Genomic DNA, 18,034 nt, shown 5'->3' with positions numbered 1-18,034 from the left:
CGGGGCTCCTCCTGTCCACGCAGACCCCGCCATGGCCGGGTTGGTTCCCGGCCAGGGCCTCGCACTCATTTCGCCCAGGTGTCCTTCAGGCCGGTGACCCGGTTGAATACGGGCCGGCCGGCGGCGTGGTCCTTGCGGTCGGCGACGAAGTAGCCGTGGCGCTCGAACTGGAACTTGTCGTCCGGCGCGGCCTGGGCCAGCGCCGGTTCGACCCAGGCCTGGGCCACCTGCAGGCTGTCGGGGTTGATCTCCTGCAGGAAGTCCTTGTCGCCGGCGCCGGGCTGGGGCACCGAGAACAGGCGGTCGTACAGGCGTACCTCGGCAGCCACCGCGTCGTGCGCGCCGACCCAGGTGATCACGCCCTTGGCCTTGACGCTGTCGCTGCCCGGCGTGCCGCTCTTGGTGTCGGGGATCAGGTTGGCGTGGACGGTGGTGACCCGGCCGCCGGCGTCCTTGTCGGCGCCCACGCACTCGACCACGTAGCCGTACTTCAGGCGCACCTTGTTGCCCGGGAAGAGGCGGTTGTAGCCCTTGGGCGGCACTTCCTCGTAGTCGCCGCGCTCGATCCACAACGTCTTGCCGAAGGAGAACCGGCGTTGGCCGCGCTCGGGGTGGTGCGGGTGCACCGGGGCCACGCAGGGCTCCAGGTGGCCGGCGCCCATGACCTCGTCCCAGTTGTCGATCACCAGCTGCACCGGCTCGAGCACCGCCATGCCGCGGGCGGCCTTGGGGTCGAGGTCGTCGCGCAGGGCGATCTCCAGGGTGCTGTAGTCGATCCAGCTGTCGGCCTTGGTCACGCCGATGCGCTCGGCGAACAGGTGCAGGCTTTCCGGCGTGTAGCCGCGCCGGCGCAGGCCGACGATGGTGGGCATGCGCGGGTCGTCCCAGCCGTCCACGTGCTTCTCGTCCACCAGCTGCTTGAGCTTTCGCTTGCTGGTGACCACGTAGGTCAGGTTCAGGCGGGCGAACTCGTACTGGCGCGGCTGCGGCGCGTTGATCAGGCCGCCCTCGCGCAGGCGATCGAGCAGCCAGTCGTAGAACGGGCGCTGGTCTTCGAACTCGAGGGTGCAGATGCTGTGGGTGATGTTCTCCAGCGCGTCCTCGATCGGGTGCGCGAAGGTGTACATCGGGTAGATGCACCAGGTGTTGCCGGTGTTGTGGTGTTCGGCGTGCTTGATGCGGTAGAGGGCCGGGTCCCGCAGGTTGATGTTGGGGCTGGCCATGTCGATCTTCGCGCGCAGCACGGCGGCGCCGTCGGCCAGCTGGCCATCGCGCATCTCGCGCAGGCGGGCCAGGTTCTCGTCGGGCGTGCGGCTGCGGAAGGGGCTGTCCACACCGGGCTTGCCGAAGTCGCCGCGGTTGGCGCGCATCTGCTCGGGCGTCTGCTCGTCGACATAAGCCAGGCCGGCGCCCACCAGGTACTCGGCGCAGCGGTACATGAAGTCGAAGTAGTCCGAGGCCTGGTACAGGTGCGAGGTGCCGTTCGCGTCCCAGCCGAAACCGAGCCACTTCACCGCGTCCAGGATGCCGTCGACGTACTCCTGCTCCTCCTTCTCGGGGTTGGTGTCGTCGAAGCGCATGTGGCAGACGCCGCCGTAGTCGCGCGCCAGGCCGAAGTTCAGGCAGATGCTCTTGGCATGGCCCACGTGCAGGTAGCCATTGGGCTCGGGCGGGAAGCGCGTGCGGATCTTCGCCGGGTCGGCCTGGCCGGCGGCATGCTGCGCCGCGTCACCGGGCTGGCCGGCCCAGCGGCGCTGCGCGTAGGTCCCCTGCTCGAGGTCACGCTCGATGATCTGTCGCAGGAAGTTGCTGGGCTTGGCGCTGGTGTTCTCGGAAGGGGCGGACATAAGGGCGCGATTTTAGGGTGCGCCCCCGGGTGGTTACTTCTGGCAACGCGCTTGACGACTGCTTTGTCCTACGGCCGCGCTGTTCGTGCGTTACTGGAGTGGGGCCACGCCGCCCCACCCACAAGGAGACTGACATGCCTGCCCCTCGTTCCCTTTTCCGCCCGCTGCTGCTTGCCGCCCTGGGGCTGGCGGCGGCCGTGGCCGCCCCGCTGGCCCGGGCCGACAACGTGTACTGGTCGATCGGCGCCGCGACGCCCGGCCTGGTGGTCGGCGTGAGCAACGCCCGTCCCGCCCCGGTGTATGTCCAGCCGGCGCCCGTCTACGTACAGCCCGCCCCGGTTTACGTGCGGCCCTCGACGATGTATGTCCAGCCGGCCCCGGTCTATGTGCCGCCGCCGCTGTACACCTACCCGCAGCCGGTCTACACCCCGCCTCGGGTCGTCTACTCGCAGCCCCAGCTGGTGTACGCGCAGCCTGACCACGGCCGCTGGGGGCCGCCCGGCCACCGGTGGCACCACCGTGGCCATGGCCATGGCCACGGGCATGGACACGGCAGGTATTGAGCGCGGAATGCGTTGACGCCTGCCCGCCGGGCCGCAACAATGGACTCGGCGATCTTCTTCTCCAAGCTGCCCCCGGCGGTTCCGGCCCCGGGGGCTTTTTCGTGCGCGCCCAATTCACGCGTGCCAAAAAAAACCCCCAGGAAGTGGCCTGGGGGTAACTTGCCGGTCGCGGGACGGAGGGCCGGACCAGCTCACCCCGGAGGAGGAGGGGACTCAGAGGAGTCGGGGTGATCCCAGGAAGTAAACAACCTGGGGCTCGGCGGTCCTGTAGGACTGGGCCGTCTCATGCTGACGGCCCCAGGCGGCCGTCCCGTGCTCAGGGCAGGCCGAGCGCCCGCTGCCCCACGATCCGAAGCAGCGTGAGGCCGCCGGTGACGAGGCAGGCGCCCACGTACAGCCGCAGCATCCAGCGGCGGTGGCCGGCCACGTCACCGTGCGCCAGCCGCCGCAGTGCCAGGGCCAGGCCGGCGAGGGTGGCGGGCACCAGCAGGTGCACGGGGGTGAGGCCGCCCAGGTTCGGCAGCCGTGGCTCTCGCAGGAACGCGGCGCTCACGGCCACGGCCAGCATCGCGCCCACCCAGGCCAGGCCCAGGAGCCGGTGCCAGGCCCGCGACGGCCGCAGGCGGCGGCCCGAGGCCAGGGCGAACGGGCCGAGGGCCAGCGCCGCGAGGGCGGCGGCCAGGTGCACGAGGGTGGGGGGCGGCAGGTGCGCGAGGTGCGCCAGGACAGGCGCCAGGAGGGGCTGCAGGGACGGCCAGGGCGGCGGGGACAGCAGGGACGGCAGGAACATGGCTCCTCATGGGGCGGTTGCGGGGGCGGGCGATGCTGTCACCCGAAAGGCCTCGTCGAGCCGCGCCCCGACCCTGCGGCTTTACCTGCGCGATACACGGGGGCGGGCGGCCGGTCGCATGCGCTTCCTAGAATCCGTCGCATGAAGATCGCCCTGTCCTGGAAGTCATGGAGTGCCGTGGCCGTCGCCGTGCTTGCCGTCGCCGGCGGCGCCTGGTGGTGGTCCGCGGGCCGCGCGCCCGACGTCAGCTACCGCACCGCCCGCCTCGAGCGCGGCCCGCTGCAGTCCACCGTCTCGGCCTCGGGGGCGGTCAACCCGGTCACCCAGGTGTCGGTGGGCACGCAGGTGTCCGGCCAGATCAAGGAGCTGTATGTCGACTTCAACGCCGAGGTGAAAGCCGGCCAGCTGATCGCGCAGATCGACCCGGAGACCTTCGAGTACCGGGTGCGCCAGGCGCAGGCCGATGTCGATGCCGCGCAGGCCGCGGTGCTCACCGCCGAGGCCAACGGCGCGGCGGCCCGCGCCGCCGTCTCGCGCGCCCACGTGGACCTCGCCGAGGCCCGGCGAGACCTGGACCGCAAGCGGATGCTGGTGGAGCGCCAGTTCATCGCGCAGAGCGAGGCCGAGAAGGCGCAGGCGCTGGTGAACACCAGCGGCGAGTCGCTCAAGTCGGCCGAGGCCCAGCTCGGCGTGACCCAGGCCCAGGTGCGCAGCGCCCAGGCCAACGTGGCCCAGCGCCAGGCGGCCCTGGCCCAGGCCCGGGTGGACCTGGCCCGCACCCGCATCGTCTCGCCGGTCAACGGCATCGTGATCAAGCGCGCCGTCGAGCGCGGGCAGACCGTGGCGGCCAGCCTGCAGGCGCCGGAGCTGTTCGTGATCGCGCAGAACCTGCAGGACATGCAGGTCGAGGCCAGCGTCGACGAGAGCGACATCGGTCGCATCCGCCCCGGCCAGAAGGCCAGCTTCACGGTGGATGCCTTTCCGGGCCAGAGCTTCGAGGGCACGATCGGCCAGGTCCGCAAGGCGGCCCAGAACGTGGCCAACGTGGTCACCTACGTCGCCGTGGTGCGCTTCTCCAATCCGGGCGGCCGCCTGCTGCCCGGGATGACGGCCAACGTGCGCGTGGTCACCGAGGCCCGCGATGACGTGCTCAAGGTGCCCAACGCCGCGCTGCGCGTGCGCATCGCCGGCGTGGAGCCGGCGCGCGCGCCGGCCTCGGCGGCCTCCGCGCCCGCCGCCACGGCCACCAGCCGCGCCTGGGGCTTTCCCTGGATCGCCGAGGCCGTGGCCCAGCCTGCGGGCGGCGGCGGCTTCGCCGCGATGCGCGAGCGCCTGACCACCGAGTTGCAGCTGGACGCCGCGCAGCAGGCAAAGCTGGAGGCCATCGGCAACGAGCTGCGGCCGCAGTTCATGGCCCTGCGCGAGCTGCCCGAGGGCGAGCGGGCCGCGGCCCGCGAGAAGGTCCAGGCGCAGATGCGCGAGCGCATCGCCGCCATCCTCACGCCGGCCCAGCGCGCGCAGTACGCGCAGTCCGTGCAGGGCGCGTCGCAGCCGGGCGCCGCCCCGGGGTCGCGCGGCGCGGCTGCGACCGGAGCCGGGACTTCCGCCGCGGCCCCCGCGGCGGCGGCGGCCTCGCGCAGCGCGCCCGCCACGGCTGCGGCCCAGCCGAATGGCCCCTCCACCGGCACGCCGGCCGCGCCGTCTGCCCCGGCGGCGGCGGGCGCGAATGCCGCCGCGCCCGCCGGCGGCCCGGGCGGCCCGGCCGCCGAATTCCGCAACCGCCTCGTCACCGAGCTGCAGCTGACGCCCGCCCAGGTCGAGAAGGTCGACGCGATCTACGCCGAGGCGCGGCCGAAGTTCGGCCAGCTGCGCGACCTGCCGGCCGAGGAGCGCGGCAAGGCCCGCGAGCGCATCACCGCCGACATCCGCGCGCGCATCGCCGACCTGCTCTCCGCCGAACAGAAGCCGAAGTACGCCGCCCTGGTGGCCGAGGCCGCCAGCCGCACCAGCTCGCGCGGACGCATCTTCCTGCTCGGCGCCGACGGCAAGCCGCGCGCCTTCGACGTGCGACTGGGTATCACCGACGGCACCATGACCGAGCTGCTCGTACCGCCAGGCTCGCCCCAGGCCGTCGACCTGAAGGAAGGCGCGACGGTGATCACCGGCGTCATCGGGGGAACCTCGCCCGCGAACCCGGCGCGCCCCGCCGGCCCGCGCATGCCGTTCTGAGGACGCACCCGCCATGGCACTGATCGAGGCGCGCGACCTGACCAAGACCTACGCCATGGGCGGCACCACGGTGCATGCCCTGCGCGGCGTCTCGCTGGACATCGGCGAGGGCGAGTTCGTCGCCATCATGGGCGCCTCCGGCTCGGGCAAGAGCACGCTGATGAACATCCTGGGCTGCCTGGACCGTCCCACCAGCGGCCACCTGAGGCTCGCGGGCGAGGCGGTGGAGGCGATGTCGCCCGACCAGCTCGCCTCCATCCGCAACCGGCGCATCGGCTTCGTCTTCCAGCAGTTCAACCTCCTGCCCCGCACCAGCGCGCAGGAGAACGTCGAACTGCCCATGGTCTATGCCGGCGTGAAGGCGCCCGAGCGCCAGGCCCGTGCGCTGGAGGCGCTGCAGCGCGTGGGCCTGGGCGAGCGCGTGCACCACACCCCCGCCGAGCTCTCGGGCGGGCAGCAGCAGCGCGTGGCCATCGCCCGGGCGCTGGTGAACCGGCCGCAGTTGATCCTGGCCGACGAGCCCACCGGCGCGCTCGACTCGCAGACCAGCGAGGAGATCATGCGCCTGCTCACCGAGCTCAATCAGCACGGCATCACCGTGGTGCTGGTCACGCACGAACACGACGTGGCCGCCTGGGCGCGGCGCTGCATCCACTTCCGCGACGGCCACATCGTCGAGGACACGGGCGCGAACGGCGCCGCCCCGGGCGAGGCCGGCCCGAAGGGCGCCGCCCCGGCCAGGGAGGCCGCCGCATGAACACGCTCGCCGCCCTGCGCTCGGCGCTGCGCGCGCTGGCCGCCAACAAGCTGCGCAGCGTGCTCACCATGCTGGGCATCATCATCGGCGTGGGCGCGGTGATCACCATGATCGCCGTGGGCCGCGGCGCCACCGAGCGCGTGCAGGAGCAGATGAAGGGCCTGGGCTCCAACATCATGCTGGTGCTGCCCGGCGGCGTGACCGCCGGCGGCGTGCGCCTGGGGGCGCAGACCGGGCAGGCGCTGACCGAGGAGGACGCGCTGGCCATCGCCCGCGAGGTCCCCGAGGTGCAGGTGGCCGCCCCCAGCCTGCGCACCGGCGCGCAGGTGGTCGTGGGCAACACCAACTGGAGCACCTCCATCTTCGGCACGACCAACGACTACCTGGAGGCACGCGACTGGCCGCTGTCGGCCGGCCGCGGCTTCGAGGCCGCGGAGGTGCAGGGTTCGGCCAAGGTGGCCCTCATCGGCCAGACCGTGGCGCAGCAGCTGTTCGGCGACGCCGACCCGGTGGACCAGGTCATTCGCGTGAAGAAGATCCCCGTGACCGTGGTCGGCGTCCTGGAACGCAAGGGCCAGAACTCCATGGGCCAGGACCAGGACGACGTGGTGGTCGTTCCGATCAGCACCTACCGCAACCGCATCCAGGGCGGGGTGGGCGGCAAGGTCAAGCGCGTGGGCTCGATCAGCGTGAAGGTGCGCGAGGGCCAGGACATGAAGGCGGTGGAGGAGTCCATCAAGGAGCTGCTGCGCCAGCGCCTGAAGGTGCAGCCCGGTGCCGAGGACCCGTTCTCGATCCGCAACCTCACCGAGATCCTGCAGGCGCAGGAGGCCTCCAGCCGGGTGATGACCCTGCTGCTCGCCGCGGTGGCGGGCATCAGCCTGGTGATCGGCGGCATCGGCATCATGAACATCATGCTGGTGAGCGTGACCGAGCGCACCCGCGAGATCGGCCTGCGCATGGCGGTGGGCGCGCGTGGCCGCGACATCCTCTCGCAGTTCCTGATCGAGGCGGTGACCCTGAGCCTCATCGGCGGTGCCATCGGCGTGGCCATCGGCGCGGTGGCGACCTGGGCGGTGGGCTTCTTCGCCGGCTGGCAGGTGAGCATCACCCCCGGCGCGATCGCGCTGGCCGCGGGGTTCTCGGCCTTCGTGGGCGTGTTCTTCGGCTGGTACCCGGCGCGGCGCGCCTCGCGCCTGCTGCCGATCCAGGCGCTGCGCTACGAGTGAGGCCCGCGGGCCGCGGCGATAATCGCGGGTCTTTCAAGCAGGGGGATCCGCGTGGACGTCGTTTCGCTGGCCAAGGCCGCCATCATGGGCATCGTCGAGGGCCTGACCGAGTTCCTCCCGATCTCCAGCACCGGCCACCTGATCCTCGCCGGCGCGCTGCTCGGATTCGACGACGACAAGGCCAAGGTCTTCGACATCGCCATCCAGACCGGCGCCATCCTCGCCGTCATCATCGTCTACTGGCAGCGGATCCGCGACACGCTGGCGGCCCTGCCCACGCAGGAGCGCGCCCAGCGCTTCGCCTTCAACGTGGCCCTGGGCTTCCTGCCCGCGGTGATCATGGGCCTGGCCCTGGGCAAGTGGATCAAGTCGCACCTGTTCACCCCCGAGGTGGTGGCCTCCACCTTCATCCTGGGCGGCTTCATCATCCTGTGGGCCGAGCGCCGGCAGGCCACCGCGGTGCGCATCCAGGAAGTGGACGACCTGCGCGGGCGTGATGCGCTCAAGGTCGGCCTGGTGCAGTGCCTGGCCATGATCCCCGGCACCAGCCGCAGCGGCGCCACCATCATCGGCGGCATGCTGCTGGGCCTCTCGCGCAAGGCCGCGACCGACTTCTCCTTCTTCCTGGCCATCCCCACCCTGATCGGCGCGGGCGCCTACAGCCTCTACAAGGAGCGGGCGCTGCTGTCGGTGGCCGACCTGCCGGTGTTCGGCGTGGGGCTCGTGTTCTCGTTCCTCAGCGCCTGGCTGTGCGTTCGCTGGCTGCTGCGGTACATCGCCTCGAACAGCTTCGTGCCGTTCGCCTACTACCGCATCGTCTTCGGGGTCGTGGTGCTGGCCACCTCGTGGACCGGCCTGGTGCCCTGGAGGGCCTGACGCGCCTCGCGTCCGCCGGGCGTGCCTGCGCGCCTCACAGCGCCAGCAGCGCCGCCTCGATCGCGGCGGCCGTGGCCACCGGCTTTTCCATCGGGAACAGGTGGCTGCCTTCCATCATCGCCATGCGGCCCCCGGTGACCCGCCGGGTCAGGGCCAGGCCGACCTGGGCGATCTCCTGCGACTGCAGTCCGCCGATGAAGGCCGCCGGGCACTGCAGCGGATGCCGCCGCAGCAGCCGGTCGAGGTTGTGGGGCAGGGTGTTGTAGATGCGGGTCTCGATGTCGCGGTCGAAGGCCAGCACGCGCTCGCCGCCGTCGTCGCGCATGCCGTGCACCACGTAGTCGCGCAGCACCTGCGGGTCCCAGCGGGCGAAGGCCTTCTTGTGGCGGAAATGCTCGAGCGCCTCCTCCACGCCCGGCCACCGGTTGCGGCGCTTGCGGCTCACCGCACCCGGTGACAGCGCGCCCACCAGCGGGGTGCGCTTGGCCGCAGCGACGGCGGTGGCCTTCCAGCCGCCGATCAGGGGGGAGTCGAGCATCAGCACGCCGCGCGCCAGCGCCGGGTGGCGTGCCGCGCACATCACGGCCAGGAAGCCGCCGAGGGAATGGCCGACGAGGAAGGCCGGCTCGCCCGCCTGGTCCACCTCGCGCGTGGTGAACGCGGCGAGTTCCTCGACCAGGTGGGGCCAGTTGTCGGTGACTGGCCGGGCCGGGTCATGCCCGAGCTTCTCGGGGGCCTTCACGGTGAACCCGCGCGCGCGCAACTGCCGGAACAGCACGCCGTAGGTGCCGGCGGGGAAGCTGTTCGCGTGCGCGAAGACGACCAGGCTCATGGAGCCGGCTCAGATCAGCCTGTCCTCCGGACGCCCGATCTTCTTGAGGGTCTTGTAGCGCGGCTCGTCCACCTTGAGCGGGGTGTCGGTGCGGGTGTCGTCCCACACCGGGTCCTCGAGGCTGTCGAACACCTGGCGCAGCTTCTCGCCCCAGGTCTTGTGCAGCATCTGGTAGTAGGGGTTGTTGACCCCCAGGCAGGCCACCTTGTCCGACTCCAGCCGGTTGGCCTCGTAGACCACCAGGTCCAGCGGCGGGCCGACGGAGAGGTTGGACTTCATCGTCGAGTCCATGGACACCAGCGCGCACTTGGCGGCCTCGTCCAGCGGGGTGTCGGGTGTGATGACGCGATCGAGCACCGGCTTGCCGTACTTGGACTCGCCGATCTGGAAGTAGGGCGACTCGGCGGTGGCCTCGATGAAGTTGCCGGCCGAATAGACATTGAACAGGCGCATGCCCTCGCCCTTGATCTGGCCGCCGAAGATCAGCGAGACATTGAATTCCACGCCGGCGGACTTGAGCGAGGCGGCGTCGCGGTCGTACACGCGGCGCACGGCCTGGCCCAGGATGCGGGCCGCGTCGAACATGCTCTTGGCATTCCAGATGGTGACGGCCTCGCCGCCGTCCGGGTCGCGCAATTGCTCGACCTGCAGGATCTCGCGCACCGACTGGGAGATCGACAGGTTGCCTGCGGAGAGCAGCACCATGAAGCGGTCGCCCGGGCGCTCGTAGACGATCATCTTGCGGAAGGTGCTGATGTGGTCCACGCCCGCGTTGGTGCGGGAGTCGGACAGGAACACCAGCCCGGCGTTGAGCTTGATGCCGACGCAGTAGGTCATTGCGGTTCCAGTTTCTTCTTCAGTTGGTAGAGCGCGTCGAGGGCCTCGCGCGGGCTCATCGCGTCCGGGTCGATCGCCCGCAGGGCCGCCTCCACCGCGCTGTGCGCGGCCTGCGGCGGCTCGGGCGGCGGTGCGAACAAGTCTACCTGCTCGCGCGAGCCGGCCTGCTGCGCCTCGAGGGCGGCCAGGGTGTGGCGGGCGTGGTTCACCACGGCGGTCGGCATGCCGGCCAGCCGCGCCACCTGGATGCCGTAGCTGCGGCTGGCGGGGCCGGGCTGGATCTCGTGCAGGAACACGATGTCGTGCCCCGCCTCCGTGGCGCTCACATGCGTGTTCACCGCCGCGTGGTGGCGCGCCGGGAACTCGGTCAGCTCGAAGTAGTGCGTGGCGAACAAGGTGTAGGCCTGGGTCTTGTCATGCAGGTGGGCCGCAATCCCGCTAGCAAGTGCCAGGCCATCGAAGGTGGAGGTGCCCCGGCCGATCTCGTCCATCAGCACCAGGCTGTGGGGCGTCGCCGCGTGCAGGATCTGGGCGGCCTCGGTCATCTCCAGCATGAAGGTGGACTGGGCGTTGGCCAGGTCGTCGGCCGCGCCGATGCGGGTGTGGATGGCGTCCATCGGCCCGAGGCGGCAGGCCTGGGCCGGCACGAAGGCGCCCATGGAGGCGAGCAGGCAGATCAGGGCTACCTGGCGCATGTAGGTGGATTTACCGCCCATGTTGGGCCCGGTGATCACCTGCATGCGCTGCTTCGGGCCCAGGCGCGTGTCGTTGGGGATGAAGCTGCCGCCGGAGGTCTCGGCCAGGCGCGCCTCGACCACCGGGTGGCGGCCCCTGGCGATCTCGATGCCCGGCTCCTTCGTGAACTGCGGGCGGCACCAGCCCAGGGTGAGGGAGCGCTCGGCCAGCGCGCACAGCGCGTCCAGCGAGGCGATGGCCCGGGCCAGGCGGGTGAGGGCGGCCACCTGCGGCTGCAGCGTGTCCAGCAGCTGCTCGTACAGCCACTTCTCGCGGGCCAGGGCGCGCTCCTGCGCGGACAGGGCCTTGTCCTCGAAGGCCTTGAGCTCGGGGGTGATGAAGCGCTCGGCGTTCTTCAGGGTCTGGCGGCGGCGGTAGTCCTCGGGCACCTTGTCCAGCTGGCCCTGGGTGACCTCGATGTAGAAGCCGTGCACCTTGTTGAACTGCACCTTGAGGTTGGCGATGCCGGTGCGCTCGCGCTCCTTCACCTCCAGCTGCACGAGGAAGCCGTCGGCGTTCTCCTGGATGGCGCGCAGCTCGTCGAGCTCGGCGTCGAAGCCGGTGGCGATCACGCCGCCATCGCGCACCAGGGCGGCCGGCTCCTCGAAGAGGGCACGGGCCAGCAGGGGCGCGCACTCGGGCGGCGGCACCAGGTCCTCGGCCAGGCGCGCGAGCAGCCCGGGCTGGCCGGCCAGCACCGGGGCCAGCCGCGCCGCCTTGTCCAGCGAGTGGCGCAGGCCCACCAGCTCGCGCGGGCGCACCTGGCGCAGGGCGATGCGGGCGGTGATGCGCTCGACGTCGCTGGTGCCCTTGAGGTAGTCACGCAGGTCCTGCCAGGGGCCGCTGCGCAGGGCGTCGATGGCGTCGTGGCGGGCGATGGCCTGGGCGCGGTCGCGACGCGGCGCGAGCAGCCAGGTGCGCAGCATGCGGCTGCCCATGCCGGTCATGCAGGTGTCGATCAGCTTGAACAGCGTGGGGCCGTCGTCGCCGCGCAGGGTCTGCACCAGCTCGAGGTTGCGGCGGGTGGTCAGGGGCAGGTCGATCAGCTCGTCGTCGCGCTGCACCTGCAGGGACAGCACGTGGGTGAGGGCGCGGCCCTGGGTGTGCTCGGCATAGGCGAGCAGGGCGGCGGCGGCGGCGTGGGCCTCGGGCAGGTCGTCGGCGCCCCAGGCGCCCAGGCTGGCGGCCTGCAGCTGCTCGCGCAGGCGGCGCGCGCCCAGACCGGCGTCGAACTGGAAGGCCGGGCGCACCGTGAGCGGCGCGCCGGCGCGCGCGGCCTTCAGGCGCTCCTCGAAGGCGGGGGTGACCTCGGCGCTGAACACGATCTCGCTGGGGGCGATGCGGGCGATCCAGGCCTCCAGTGCGTCGGCGTCGCACTCGGCCAGCTGCAGCGCGCCCTGGGTCACGGCCATCCAGGCCAGGCCGAGGCGGTGGCGCGGGCCCTGGTGCACGGCCAGCAGGGTGGCCTCGCTCTTGTCGTTCAGGAGGGCGGTGTCGGTGAGGGTGCCGGGGGTGACCACGCGCACCACCTTGCGCTCCACCGGGCCCTTGCTGGCGCCCACGTCGCCCACCTGCTCGCAGATCGCCACGGACTCGCCGAGCTTGATGATGCGGGCCAGGTAGGTCTCGACCGAGTGGAAGGGGACGCCGGCCATGGTGACCGGCTCGCCGGCGGACTGGCCGCGGCGGGTGAGGGTGATGTCCAGCAGGCGGGCGGCCTTCTCGGCGTCGTCGTAGAACAGCTCGTAGAAGTCCCCCATGCGGTAGAAGACCAGCGTCTCGGGAAACTGCGCCTTGATGGCCAGGTACTGGGCCATCATGGGGGTGTGGCCCTGGGCGAGGAGGTCGCTGGCGGTGATCGGGGTGTCTTGGGGCATTGAAGGTCGGGCGGCCGCGGGAGAGGCGGCGGGTCAACCTGCAATGCTAATGGGTCCGCCCGGTCCGACTTCATTGAGCGCTGAGGCGGGCGGCCTGGAGGAACACGGCGTCCAGGGCACTCGGTATGTCGTGGCGGGGGATCCGGGGGGCCTCGGCAGGTTCCGTCGACTTTTGCTACCGTCGGACGGTTCTTGCCCATCCGAACTCGAATGACCAACGCCAACACCGCTCCCCCTGTCGAAGTCGCCTGCCTCGGCTACGGTGGCCTGGTGCCGTTCGTGGCCCTGGCCCTGCTCGCGCAGGTGGATCCCCCGCATGCGGACGTCTGGTCCCGCGCACTGGCCGGCTACGGCGCGGTGATCCTCAGTTTCGTGGGCGCGCTGCACTGGGGCGTTGCCATGAGTGCTGCGCATCTGGACACGGCGCTGCGGCGTCGGGCCTTCGCTTGGAGTGTCGTGCCGGCCCTGATGGCTTGGCCTGCCGCGATGCAGGCAGGCGCCATGCCGCTGCTGGTCCTTGTCGCCGGGTTCGTGCTGCACCTGGTGCAGGACCGCCGCCTGGCCGTTCACGCGCAGTTGCCAGGCTGGTATTTGCCCCTGCGCTGGCGGCTGACGGCGGTCGCATGCCTGTGCCTGAGCGTGAATGCGTGGTGGTCCGCGGGCCGCGCTTGACCCTCCCCGCTCACACAGGAGCCCCCATGAGATCCCTGCTGGTTGCCGCCCTCCTGGCCTGCCTTCCGGTTTTCGCCCTGGCCATCGAAGAACCTGCCTACGAGGTCCTGCAGGAAATCGACGGCGTGGAGCTGAGGCAGTACGCGCCCTATGTCGTGGCCCAGGTCACGCTGGCCACGACGGCGGACCGGGCGGGTAATGAAGCCTTTCCCATCCTGGCGGCCTACATCTTTGGCAAGAACAAGGGGGCCCGGTCGCTGGAGATGACGGCCCCCGTGACGCAGACGGCCGAGCCCATGAGGATGGAGATGACCGCACCGGTGACGCAGTCCCAGGCGCCCGGTGGCTATGTCGTGCAGTTTGTCCTGCCGAAGGCCATCACGCTGTCCCAGGCGCCCGAGCCGCTCGATGCGCGAGTGCAGTTGCGCGAAGTGCCGGCCCGGCGAGTCGCGGTGATCCGCTACTCGGGCTTCTGGTCCCAGTCGAACTTCGACGAGCACCTGGGCAAGTTGCAATCGGTGCTGCGCGAAGCGCAGCTGCGCTGGTCCGGAGAGCCCACGCTCTCGCGCTACAACCCGCCTTTCACGCCCTGGTTCCTGCGTCGCAACGAGATCTGGCTGGCACTGGAGCCCTGACGCGGCTCGCCTCACTCAGGCTTGATGTCCCGTGTGCGGGCCACGTCGCTCGTCCAACCCATGTCGCTGGTCAGGACGCTGAGGAAGTCCTCCGGCTCGCGGCTGGCCGCTGTGCGGAAGGACATCCTGGATAGCTGGTCCACGACCTCGGCGGACCCGACTGGGCCACCTTCGCGATGTCCGGGTTCGGGCGAGCGTTTCACAACGGCCAGGATCGGAAGTTGGATCACCGCGCAAGAGAGACCGCTTCAGGCTGGGAGCGGTCGCCTGGAACGCTATCGCTAAGGGACTGTGATCGGCCAATAGCCGCCGTTGAACACTGCCAGCTCAGAAAATGATGAGAACAGCCAACATCGAGCAGGCGCAGCTCCCGTTTTGGGAGGCCCGACCCACCACAGGAATATGTGTCACTGGCGCTTCATGCAGCAGGTCCATTGCGCGAAGCCCGGTTTATAGGAATCACCGCCAGAATCAGGCGTCGCTTTTGGCTCTCGATTGGATTCAGGCTCTGTGCGCAGCACGTTCAAGCAGATAGCACCTGTCAGGCCTCCAACTCCATCATTAATGCCTTGGCGGTCACGATGTCTCCGTGCTTGACATGGATGCGCCCGATGGTCGCAGCGCGCTCAGCAACGACCAGACTCTCCATCTTCATGGCTTCGATTGACAAGAGCACATCGCCCTTTTCGACCTTCTGCCCCTCCTTGACGGCCACGCGGCTGACGCTCCCAGGCATGGGCGAGGCAATGTGGTCCGGGTTGCCGTCGTCGGCCTGCCTGAGCGTCTTGGCGGTTGATGACGCGCCGGCCATGGGCACGCGCACCATCCTGGGCTGGCCGTTGAGCTCAAAAAAAAGGCGACACTGGCCGTCATCGTCGGGCGGGGTACGTCCATCGATGCGCACGTGCAAGGTCTTGCCTGTGTCGATGGTGACAGCTATCTCCTCGTGGTCCTGCAATCCATAGAAGAACGCTGGTGTCGGGATGGTGGAGACATCGCCATAGTGGCCTCTGTGTCTGGCGTATTCGAGGAAGACCTTGGGGTACATCAGGTAGGACGCCAGATCCTGATCACTGACCGATTGCCCCAGCACCTGCTCGGCCTGGCGCCTCTGTGCTTCCAGATCGACCGGTGGCAGGTGTTCTCCTGGCCGTCCGACGAGCGCAGCCTGGCCCCTGAGTACCTTGGCCTGCAGAGCCGACGGGAATCCATCCGCAGGAAAGCCGAGTTCGCCACGCATCAATTGAACAACCGATTCGGGAAACGCCAGGTCGCGACCCGGCTCGAGGACGCTCTCAGGCGAGAGGTCATTGGCCACCATGAACAGCGCCATATCGCCCACCACCTTGGAGGTGGGTGTGACCTTGACAATGTCACCGAAAAGCAGATTGACTTGGGCGTACGCCTTGGCGATGTCGGGCCAGCGGTGCTCCAACCCCATCGCGCGAGCCTGCTCACGCAGATTGGTGTACTGGCCACCAGGCATCTCATGCCGGTAGACGTCGGATGTGCCGCTTCGGATGTCGCTTTCGAACGGTAGGTAGTAGCGACGCACGCCCTCCCAGTAGTGCGAGAGGCCGCGCAACGCCTCCCGGTCTACCTGTGGGTCTCGCTCGCTGCCGTCCAGCGCGGCCACGATGCTGCCCAGGTTGGGCTGAGAGGTCAGGCCGCTCATGGCGTCGATGGCGCCGTCCACGATGTCACAACCGGCCTCTACAGCGGCCAGCACGCTGGCCGCGGCCAGGCCGCTGGTGTCGTGCGTGTGGAAATGAATGGGCAGGCCCGTGGCGTCCTTCAACGCACGGACCAACGTGGCTGCTGCACGAGGGCGACACACGCCGGCCATGTCCTTGATGGCCAGCATCTGCGCACCTGCTTTTTCCAGGGACTTGGCCATCTGGACATAGTACCCAAGGCCGTATTTGTGCCGACGCTCGTCGAACAGATCTCCGGTGTAGCAGATCGCTGCTTCGCAGATCGCACCCGACTCTCGCACGGCATCAATGGCCATGCGCATGTTGTCGACTGAATTGAGCGAGTCGAAGACCCGGAACACGTCAATCCCGCTCCTGGCTGCCTGCTCCACAAAGAATCGGACGACGTTGTCGGGATAGTTGGTGTAGCCCACGGCATTGGAGGCGCGCAGCAGCATCTGGAGCAGGAGGTTCGGTACGGAGGCGCGCAGCTGAGCCAGGCGATCCCAGGGATCTTCATGGAGAAAACGCATTGCCACGTCAAAGGTGGCGCCGCCCCAGCACTCGAGCGAAAACAGGTTCGGCAACAGCCGGGCATAGTGCGGCGCCACATCGACCATGTCCTTGCTGCGCATGCGTGTTGCCAGCAGCGACTGATGCGCATCACGCATGGTGGTGTCTGTCAGTAACACGCGCTCCTGGGCCTTGATCCACTCAATGAACCCATCCGTGCCGAGCTGCCTGAGGAGATCACGGGTACCGGGGGCAGGTGCCTGCGACAGGTCGTATTCAGGCTTGACCGCCACGGACAGAGGCAGCGTCGGCAACACGCGCCCCTTCATTTCCGGATGGCCGTTGACGGTCACGTTGCCCAGGTACTTGAGCAGTTTGGTGGCGCGGTCCTGCCTGGGGGAGAACTGGATCAACTCGGGGGTCTGATCGATGAAGCGTGTGGTGCATTGGCCACTCTGGAAAAGTGGGTGGGCGATGACGTTCTCGAGGAACGGCAAATTGGTCGCCACGCCTCGGATGCGGAATTCGCGCAAGGTGCGGTCCATGCGGGCAATCGCATCGGGTGCAGTGGCTCCCCATGTGGTGACCTTGACCAGGAGACTGTCGTAGTAGGGCGTGATGACTGCGCCGGAGTAGGCCGTGCCGCTGTCCAGCCTAACTCCAAAGCCCCCACTTGAGCGGTAGGTGGACAAGCGGCCGTAGTCGGGCGCGAAATTCTTTTCAGCATCTTCCGTCGTGACCCGGCATTGCAGGGCATGACCGTTGAGGCGGATGCTTTGCTGCGCGGGCACCACCCCGCCGTCCACGCCGACCGCGGCGCCCTGGGTAACAGCGATCTGAGCCTTGACAAGGTCAATACCCGTGACCTGCTCAGTGACGGTGTGCTCCACCTGAATGCGCGGATTCACCTCGATGAAATAGAAATCGCCGCTGTCGGCATCCATCAGGAACTCCACGGTACCGGCGTGGGTGTAGTTGACGGCACGGCCGAGTCGCAGAGCCGCGTCACAGAGCGCCTGTCGTGTGCTGTCGTCCAGATACGGGGCCGGCGCTCGCTCGACCACTTTTTGATTCCGACGCTGTACCGAACAATCGCGCTCGAACAGGTGCACCAGATGGCCATGGGTATCACCCAGGATCTGCACCTCGACATGGCGGGCTCGCTGGACGAGCTTTTCCAGGTAGATCTCGTCGTTTCCAAAGGCAGACAAGGCCTCGCTTCTGGCGACGGGCATCTGCGTGATCAATTCCTCGTCGTTTGCAATGATGCGCATACCCCGTCCGCCACCGCCCCAACTGGCCTTGAGCATCACTGGGTAGCCGATCTGGCGAGCCATTTCTTTGGCTGCTCCCGCCTCCTGGGGGAGCGGTGGCGTGGCCGGCATCACCGGCACGCCCACGGACTGCGCCAGGTTTCGGGCGGCCACTTTATTGCCCAGCGTACGCATCACGTCACTTGAGGGACCCACAAACGCGATGCCTGCGGCTGCGCAAGCGTCTGCAAAGTCAGGGTTCTCCGAGAGGAATCCGTAACCGGGATGGATGGCATCTACACCGGCTTGCTTGGCCACACGGATGACTTCGGCAATGTTCAGGTAGGCAGCGATTGGCTTTTCGCCCAGACCGATCAGATAACTCTCGTCGGCCTTGAAACGGTGCAATGAAAAGCGGTCCTCGGTGGCGTAGACAGCCACCGTTCGGATGCCCATTTCGGTGGCGGCGCGCATCACGCGGATAGCAATCTCGCCTCGGTTGGCGATCAGCAGGGAACGAATGGGGCGAGCGATCATGGGTCGATTCTTCTTTGACATGGGATGAAGCGAGGCGCCGCGTTTTGACGACCTGAGTCAGGCGGCGTGATTCAACCAGTTGGATGTGTTCTGAGGAAGCTGCCCGGTTCAAAAACAAGGGTTAACCCGCATTGAGACTTTTTAATCCCGGGGCGCTG

The 18,034-nt window shown here is 69.0% G+C and carries 13 protein-coding genes; 7 read left to right on the top strand and 6 right to left on the bottom strand.

The genetic code is table 11. The features are described from left to right. Positions 1-65: 65 nt before the first annotated feature. The gene (locus tag ACFQZY_RS02840; RefSeq protein ID WP_377412324.1) at positions 66-1,847 is read right to left on the bottom strand and encodes a glutamine--tRNA ligase/YqeY domain fusion protein; all 1,782 of its coding nucleotides are present in this window, start codon (positions 1,845-1,847) and stop codon (positions 66-68) included. Positions 1,848-1,981: 134 nt separating this feature from the next. On the opposite strand from ACFQZY_RS02840, the gene ACFQZY_RS02835 reads away from it, so the two are divergent. Beyond that, positions 1,982-2,410, top strand: coding sequence for a hypothetical protein (locus ACFQZY_RS02835; RefSeq protein ID WP_377412322.1), 429 nt, complete (start codon positions 1,982-1,984; stop codon positions 2,408-2,410). Between the two features lie 316 nt (positions 2,411-2,726). Here ACFQZY_RS02835 and ACFQZY_RS02830 read toward each other — a convergent pair whose 3' ends face one another. After that, positions 2,727-3,200, bottom strand: a complete 474-nt coding sequence (locus ACFQZY_RS02830) for a DUF2306 domain-containing protein (protein ID WP_377412320.1) — start codon at positions 3,198-3,200, stop codon at positions 2,727-2,729. A gap of 141 nt (positions 3,201-3,341) precedes the next feature. On the opposite strand from ACFQZY_RS02830, the gene ACFQZY_RS02825 reads away from it, so the two are divergent. From ACFQZY_RS02825 to ACFQZY_RS02810, 4 genes are read left to right on the top strand one after another with little or no spacing between them, the layout of a single operon-like run. Continuing rightward, on the top strand, positions 3,342-5,429 hold the full coding sequence (locus ACFQZY_RS02825; protein WP_377412318.1) for an efflux RND transporter periplasmic adaptor subunit: 2,088 nt from the start codon (positions 3,342-3,344) through the stop codon (positions 5,427-5,429). Positions 5,430-5,442: 13 nt separating this feature from the next. Next, complete coding sequence (locus ACFQZY_RS02820; RefSeq protein ID WP_377412315.1) at positions 5,443-6,186, top strand: ABC transporter ATP-binding protein; 744 nt, start codon at positions 5,443-5,445, stop codon at positions 6,184-6,186. Continuing rightward, complete coding sequence (locus tag ACFQZY_RS02815; protein WP_377412313.1) at positions 6,183-7,415, top strand: ABC transporter permease; 1,233 nt, start codon at positions 6,183-6,185, stop codon at positions 7,413-7,415. The genes ACFQZY_RS02820 and ACFQZY_RS02815 overlap by 4 nt, the downstream gene beginning before the upstream one ends. Positions 7,416-7,466: 51 nt before the next feature. Beyond that, positions 7,467-8,291 (top strand): undecaprenyl-diphosphate phosphatase, encoded by an 825-nt coding sequence (locus ACFQZY_RS02810; protein ID WP_377412311.1) that lies wholly within the window; start codon positions 7,467-7,469, stop codon positions 8,289-8,291. 34 nt (positions 8,292-8,325) lie between these two features. Here ACFQZY_RS02810 and ACFQZY_RS02805 read toward each other — a convergent pair whose 3' ends face one another. From ACFQZY_RS02805 to mutS, 3 genes are read right to left on the bottom strand one after another with little or no spacing between them, the layout of a single operon-like run. Further along, positions 8,326-9,123 carry an alpha/beta hydrolase gene (locus ACFQZY_RS02805; RefSeq protein WP_377412309.1) on the bottom strand — a complete coding sequence of 266 codons (798 nt, stop codon included), beginning with the start codon at positions 9,121-9,123 and terminating at the stop codon, positions 8,326-8,328. A 9-nt stretch (positions 9,124-9,132) separates the two neighbouring features. Next, positions 9,133-9,960 (bottom strand): peptidase, encoded by an 828-nt coding sequence (locus ACFQZY_RS02800; protein WP_377412306.1) that lies wholly within the window; start codon positions 9,958-9,960, stop codon positions 9,133-9,135. Continuing rightward, on the bottom strand, positions 9,957-12,572 hold the full coding sequence (gene mutS / locus ACFQZY_RS02795) for a DNA mismatch repair protein MutS (RefSeq protein ID WP_377412304.1): 2,616 nt from the start codon (positions 12,570-12,572) through the stop codon (positions 9,957-9,959). Before mutS ends, ACFQZY_RS02800 begins: the two co-directional genes overlap by 4 nt. 210 nt (positions 12,573-12,782) lie before the next feature. Here mutS and ACFQZY_RS02790 point away from each other — a divergent pair, with 210 nt between their 5' ends. Both ACFQZY_RS02790 and ACFQZY_RS02785 read left to right on the top strand, forming a co-directional pair. Beyond that, positions 12,783-13,244, top strand: a complete 462-nt coding sequence (locus ACFQZY_RS02790) for a DUF3429 domain-containing protein (RefSeq protein ID WP_377412302.1) — start codon at positions 12,783-12,785, stop codon at positions 13,242-13,244. A 26-nt stretch (positions 13,245-13,270) separates the two neighbouring features. Beyond that, the gene (locus ACFQZY_RS02785) at positions 13,271-13,879 is read left to right on the top strand and encodes an SOUL family heme-binding protein (RefSeq protein ID WP_377412300.1); all 609 of its coding nucleotides are present in this window, start codon (positions 13,271-13,273) and stop codon (positions 13,877-13,879) included. Positions 13,880-14,420: 541 nt separating this feature from the next. On the opposite strand, the gene ACFQZY_RS02780 is transcribed toward ACFQZY_RS02785, so the two are convergent. Continuing rightward, entirely contained in the window at positions 14,421-17,876 is a 3,456-nt protein-coding gene (locus ACFQZY_RS02780) for a pyruvate carboxylase (protein WP_377412298.1), read from the bottom strand. Positions 17,877-18,034: the final 158 nt, after the last annotated feature.

It is taken from the genome of Ramlibacter sp. GCM10027632 (assembly GCF_042675325.1).
Taxonomy (GTDB): Bacteria; Pseudomonadota; Gammaproteobacteria; order Burkholderiales; family Burkholderiaceae_C; genus Ramlibacter.
This window is presented reverse-complemented; position numbering and strand designations above follow the sequence as displayed.

Coding starts and splice junctions, on each gene's coding strand:
- ACFQZY_RS02840 (WP_377412324.1), bottom strand. CDS start 1,847: ATGTCCGCCCCTTCCGAGAACACCAGCGCCAAGCCCAGCAACTTCCTG.
- ACFQZY_RS02835 (WP_377412322.1), top strand. CDS start 1,982: ATGCCTGCCCCTCGTTCCCTTTTCCGCCCGCTGCTGCTTGCCGCCCTG.
- ACFQZY_RS02830 (WP_377412320.1), bottom strand. CDS start 3,200: ATGTTCCTGCCGTCCCTGCTGTCCCCGCCGCCCTGGCCGTCCCTGCAG.
- ACFQZY_RS02825 (WP_377412318.1), top strand. CDS start 3,342: ATGAAGATCGCCCTGTCCTGGAAGTCATGGAGTGCCGTGGCCGTCGCC.
- ACFQZY_RS02820 (WP_377412315.1), top strand. CDS start 5,443: ATGGCACTGATCGAGGCGCGCGACCTGACCAAGACCTACGCCATGGGC.
- ACFQZY_RS02815 (WP_377412313.1), top strand. CDS start 6,183: ATGAACACGCTCGCCGCCCTGCGCTCGGCGCTGCGCGCGCTGGCCGCC.
- ACFQZY_RS02805 (WP_377412309.1), bottom strand. CDS start 9,123: ATGAGCCTGGTCGTCTTCGCGCACGCGAACAGCTTCCCCGCCGGCACC.
- ACFQZY_RS02800 (WP_377412306.1), bottom strand. CDS start 9,960: ATGACCTACTGCGTCGGCATCAAGCTCAACGCCGGGCTGGTGTTCCTG.
- mutS (WP_377412304.1), bottom strand. CDS start 12,572: ATGCCCCAAGACACCCCGATCACCGCCAGCGACCTCCTCGCCCAGGGC.
- ACFQZY_RS02790 (WP_377412302.1), top strand. CDS start 12,783: ATGACCAACGCCAACACCGCTCCCCCTGTCGAAGTCGCCTGCCTCGGC.
- ACFQZY_RS02785 (WP_377412300.1), top strand. CDS start 13,271: ATGAGATCCCTGCTGGTTGCCGCCCTCCTGGCCTGCCTTCCGGTTTTC.
- ACFQZY_RS02780 (WP_377412298.1), bottom strand. CDS start 17,876: ATGATCGCTCGCCCCATTCGTTCCCTGCTGATCGCCAACCGAGGCGAG.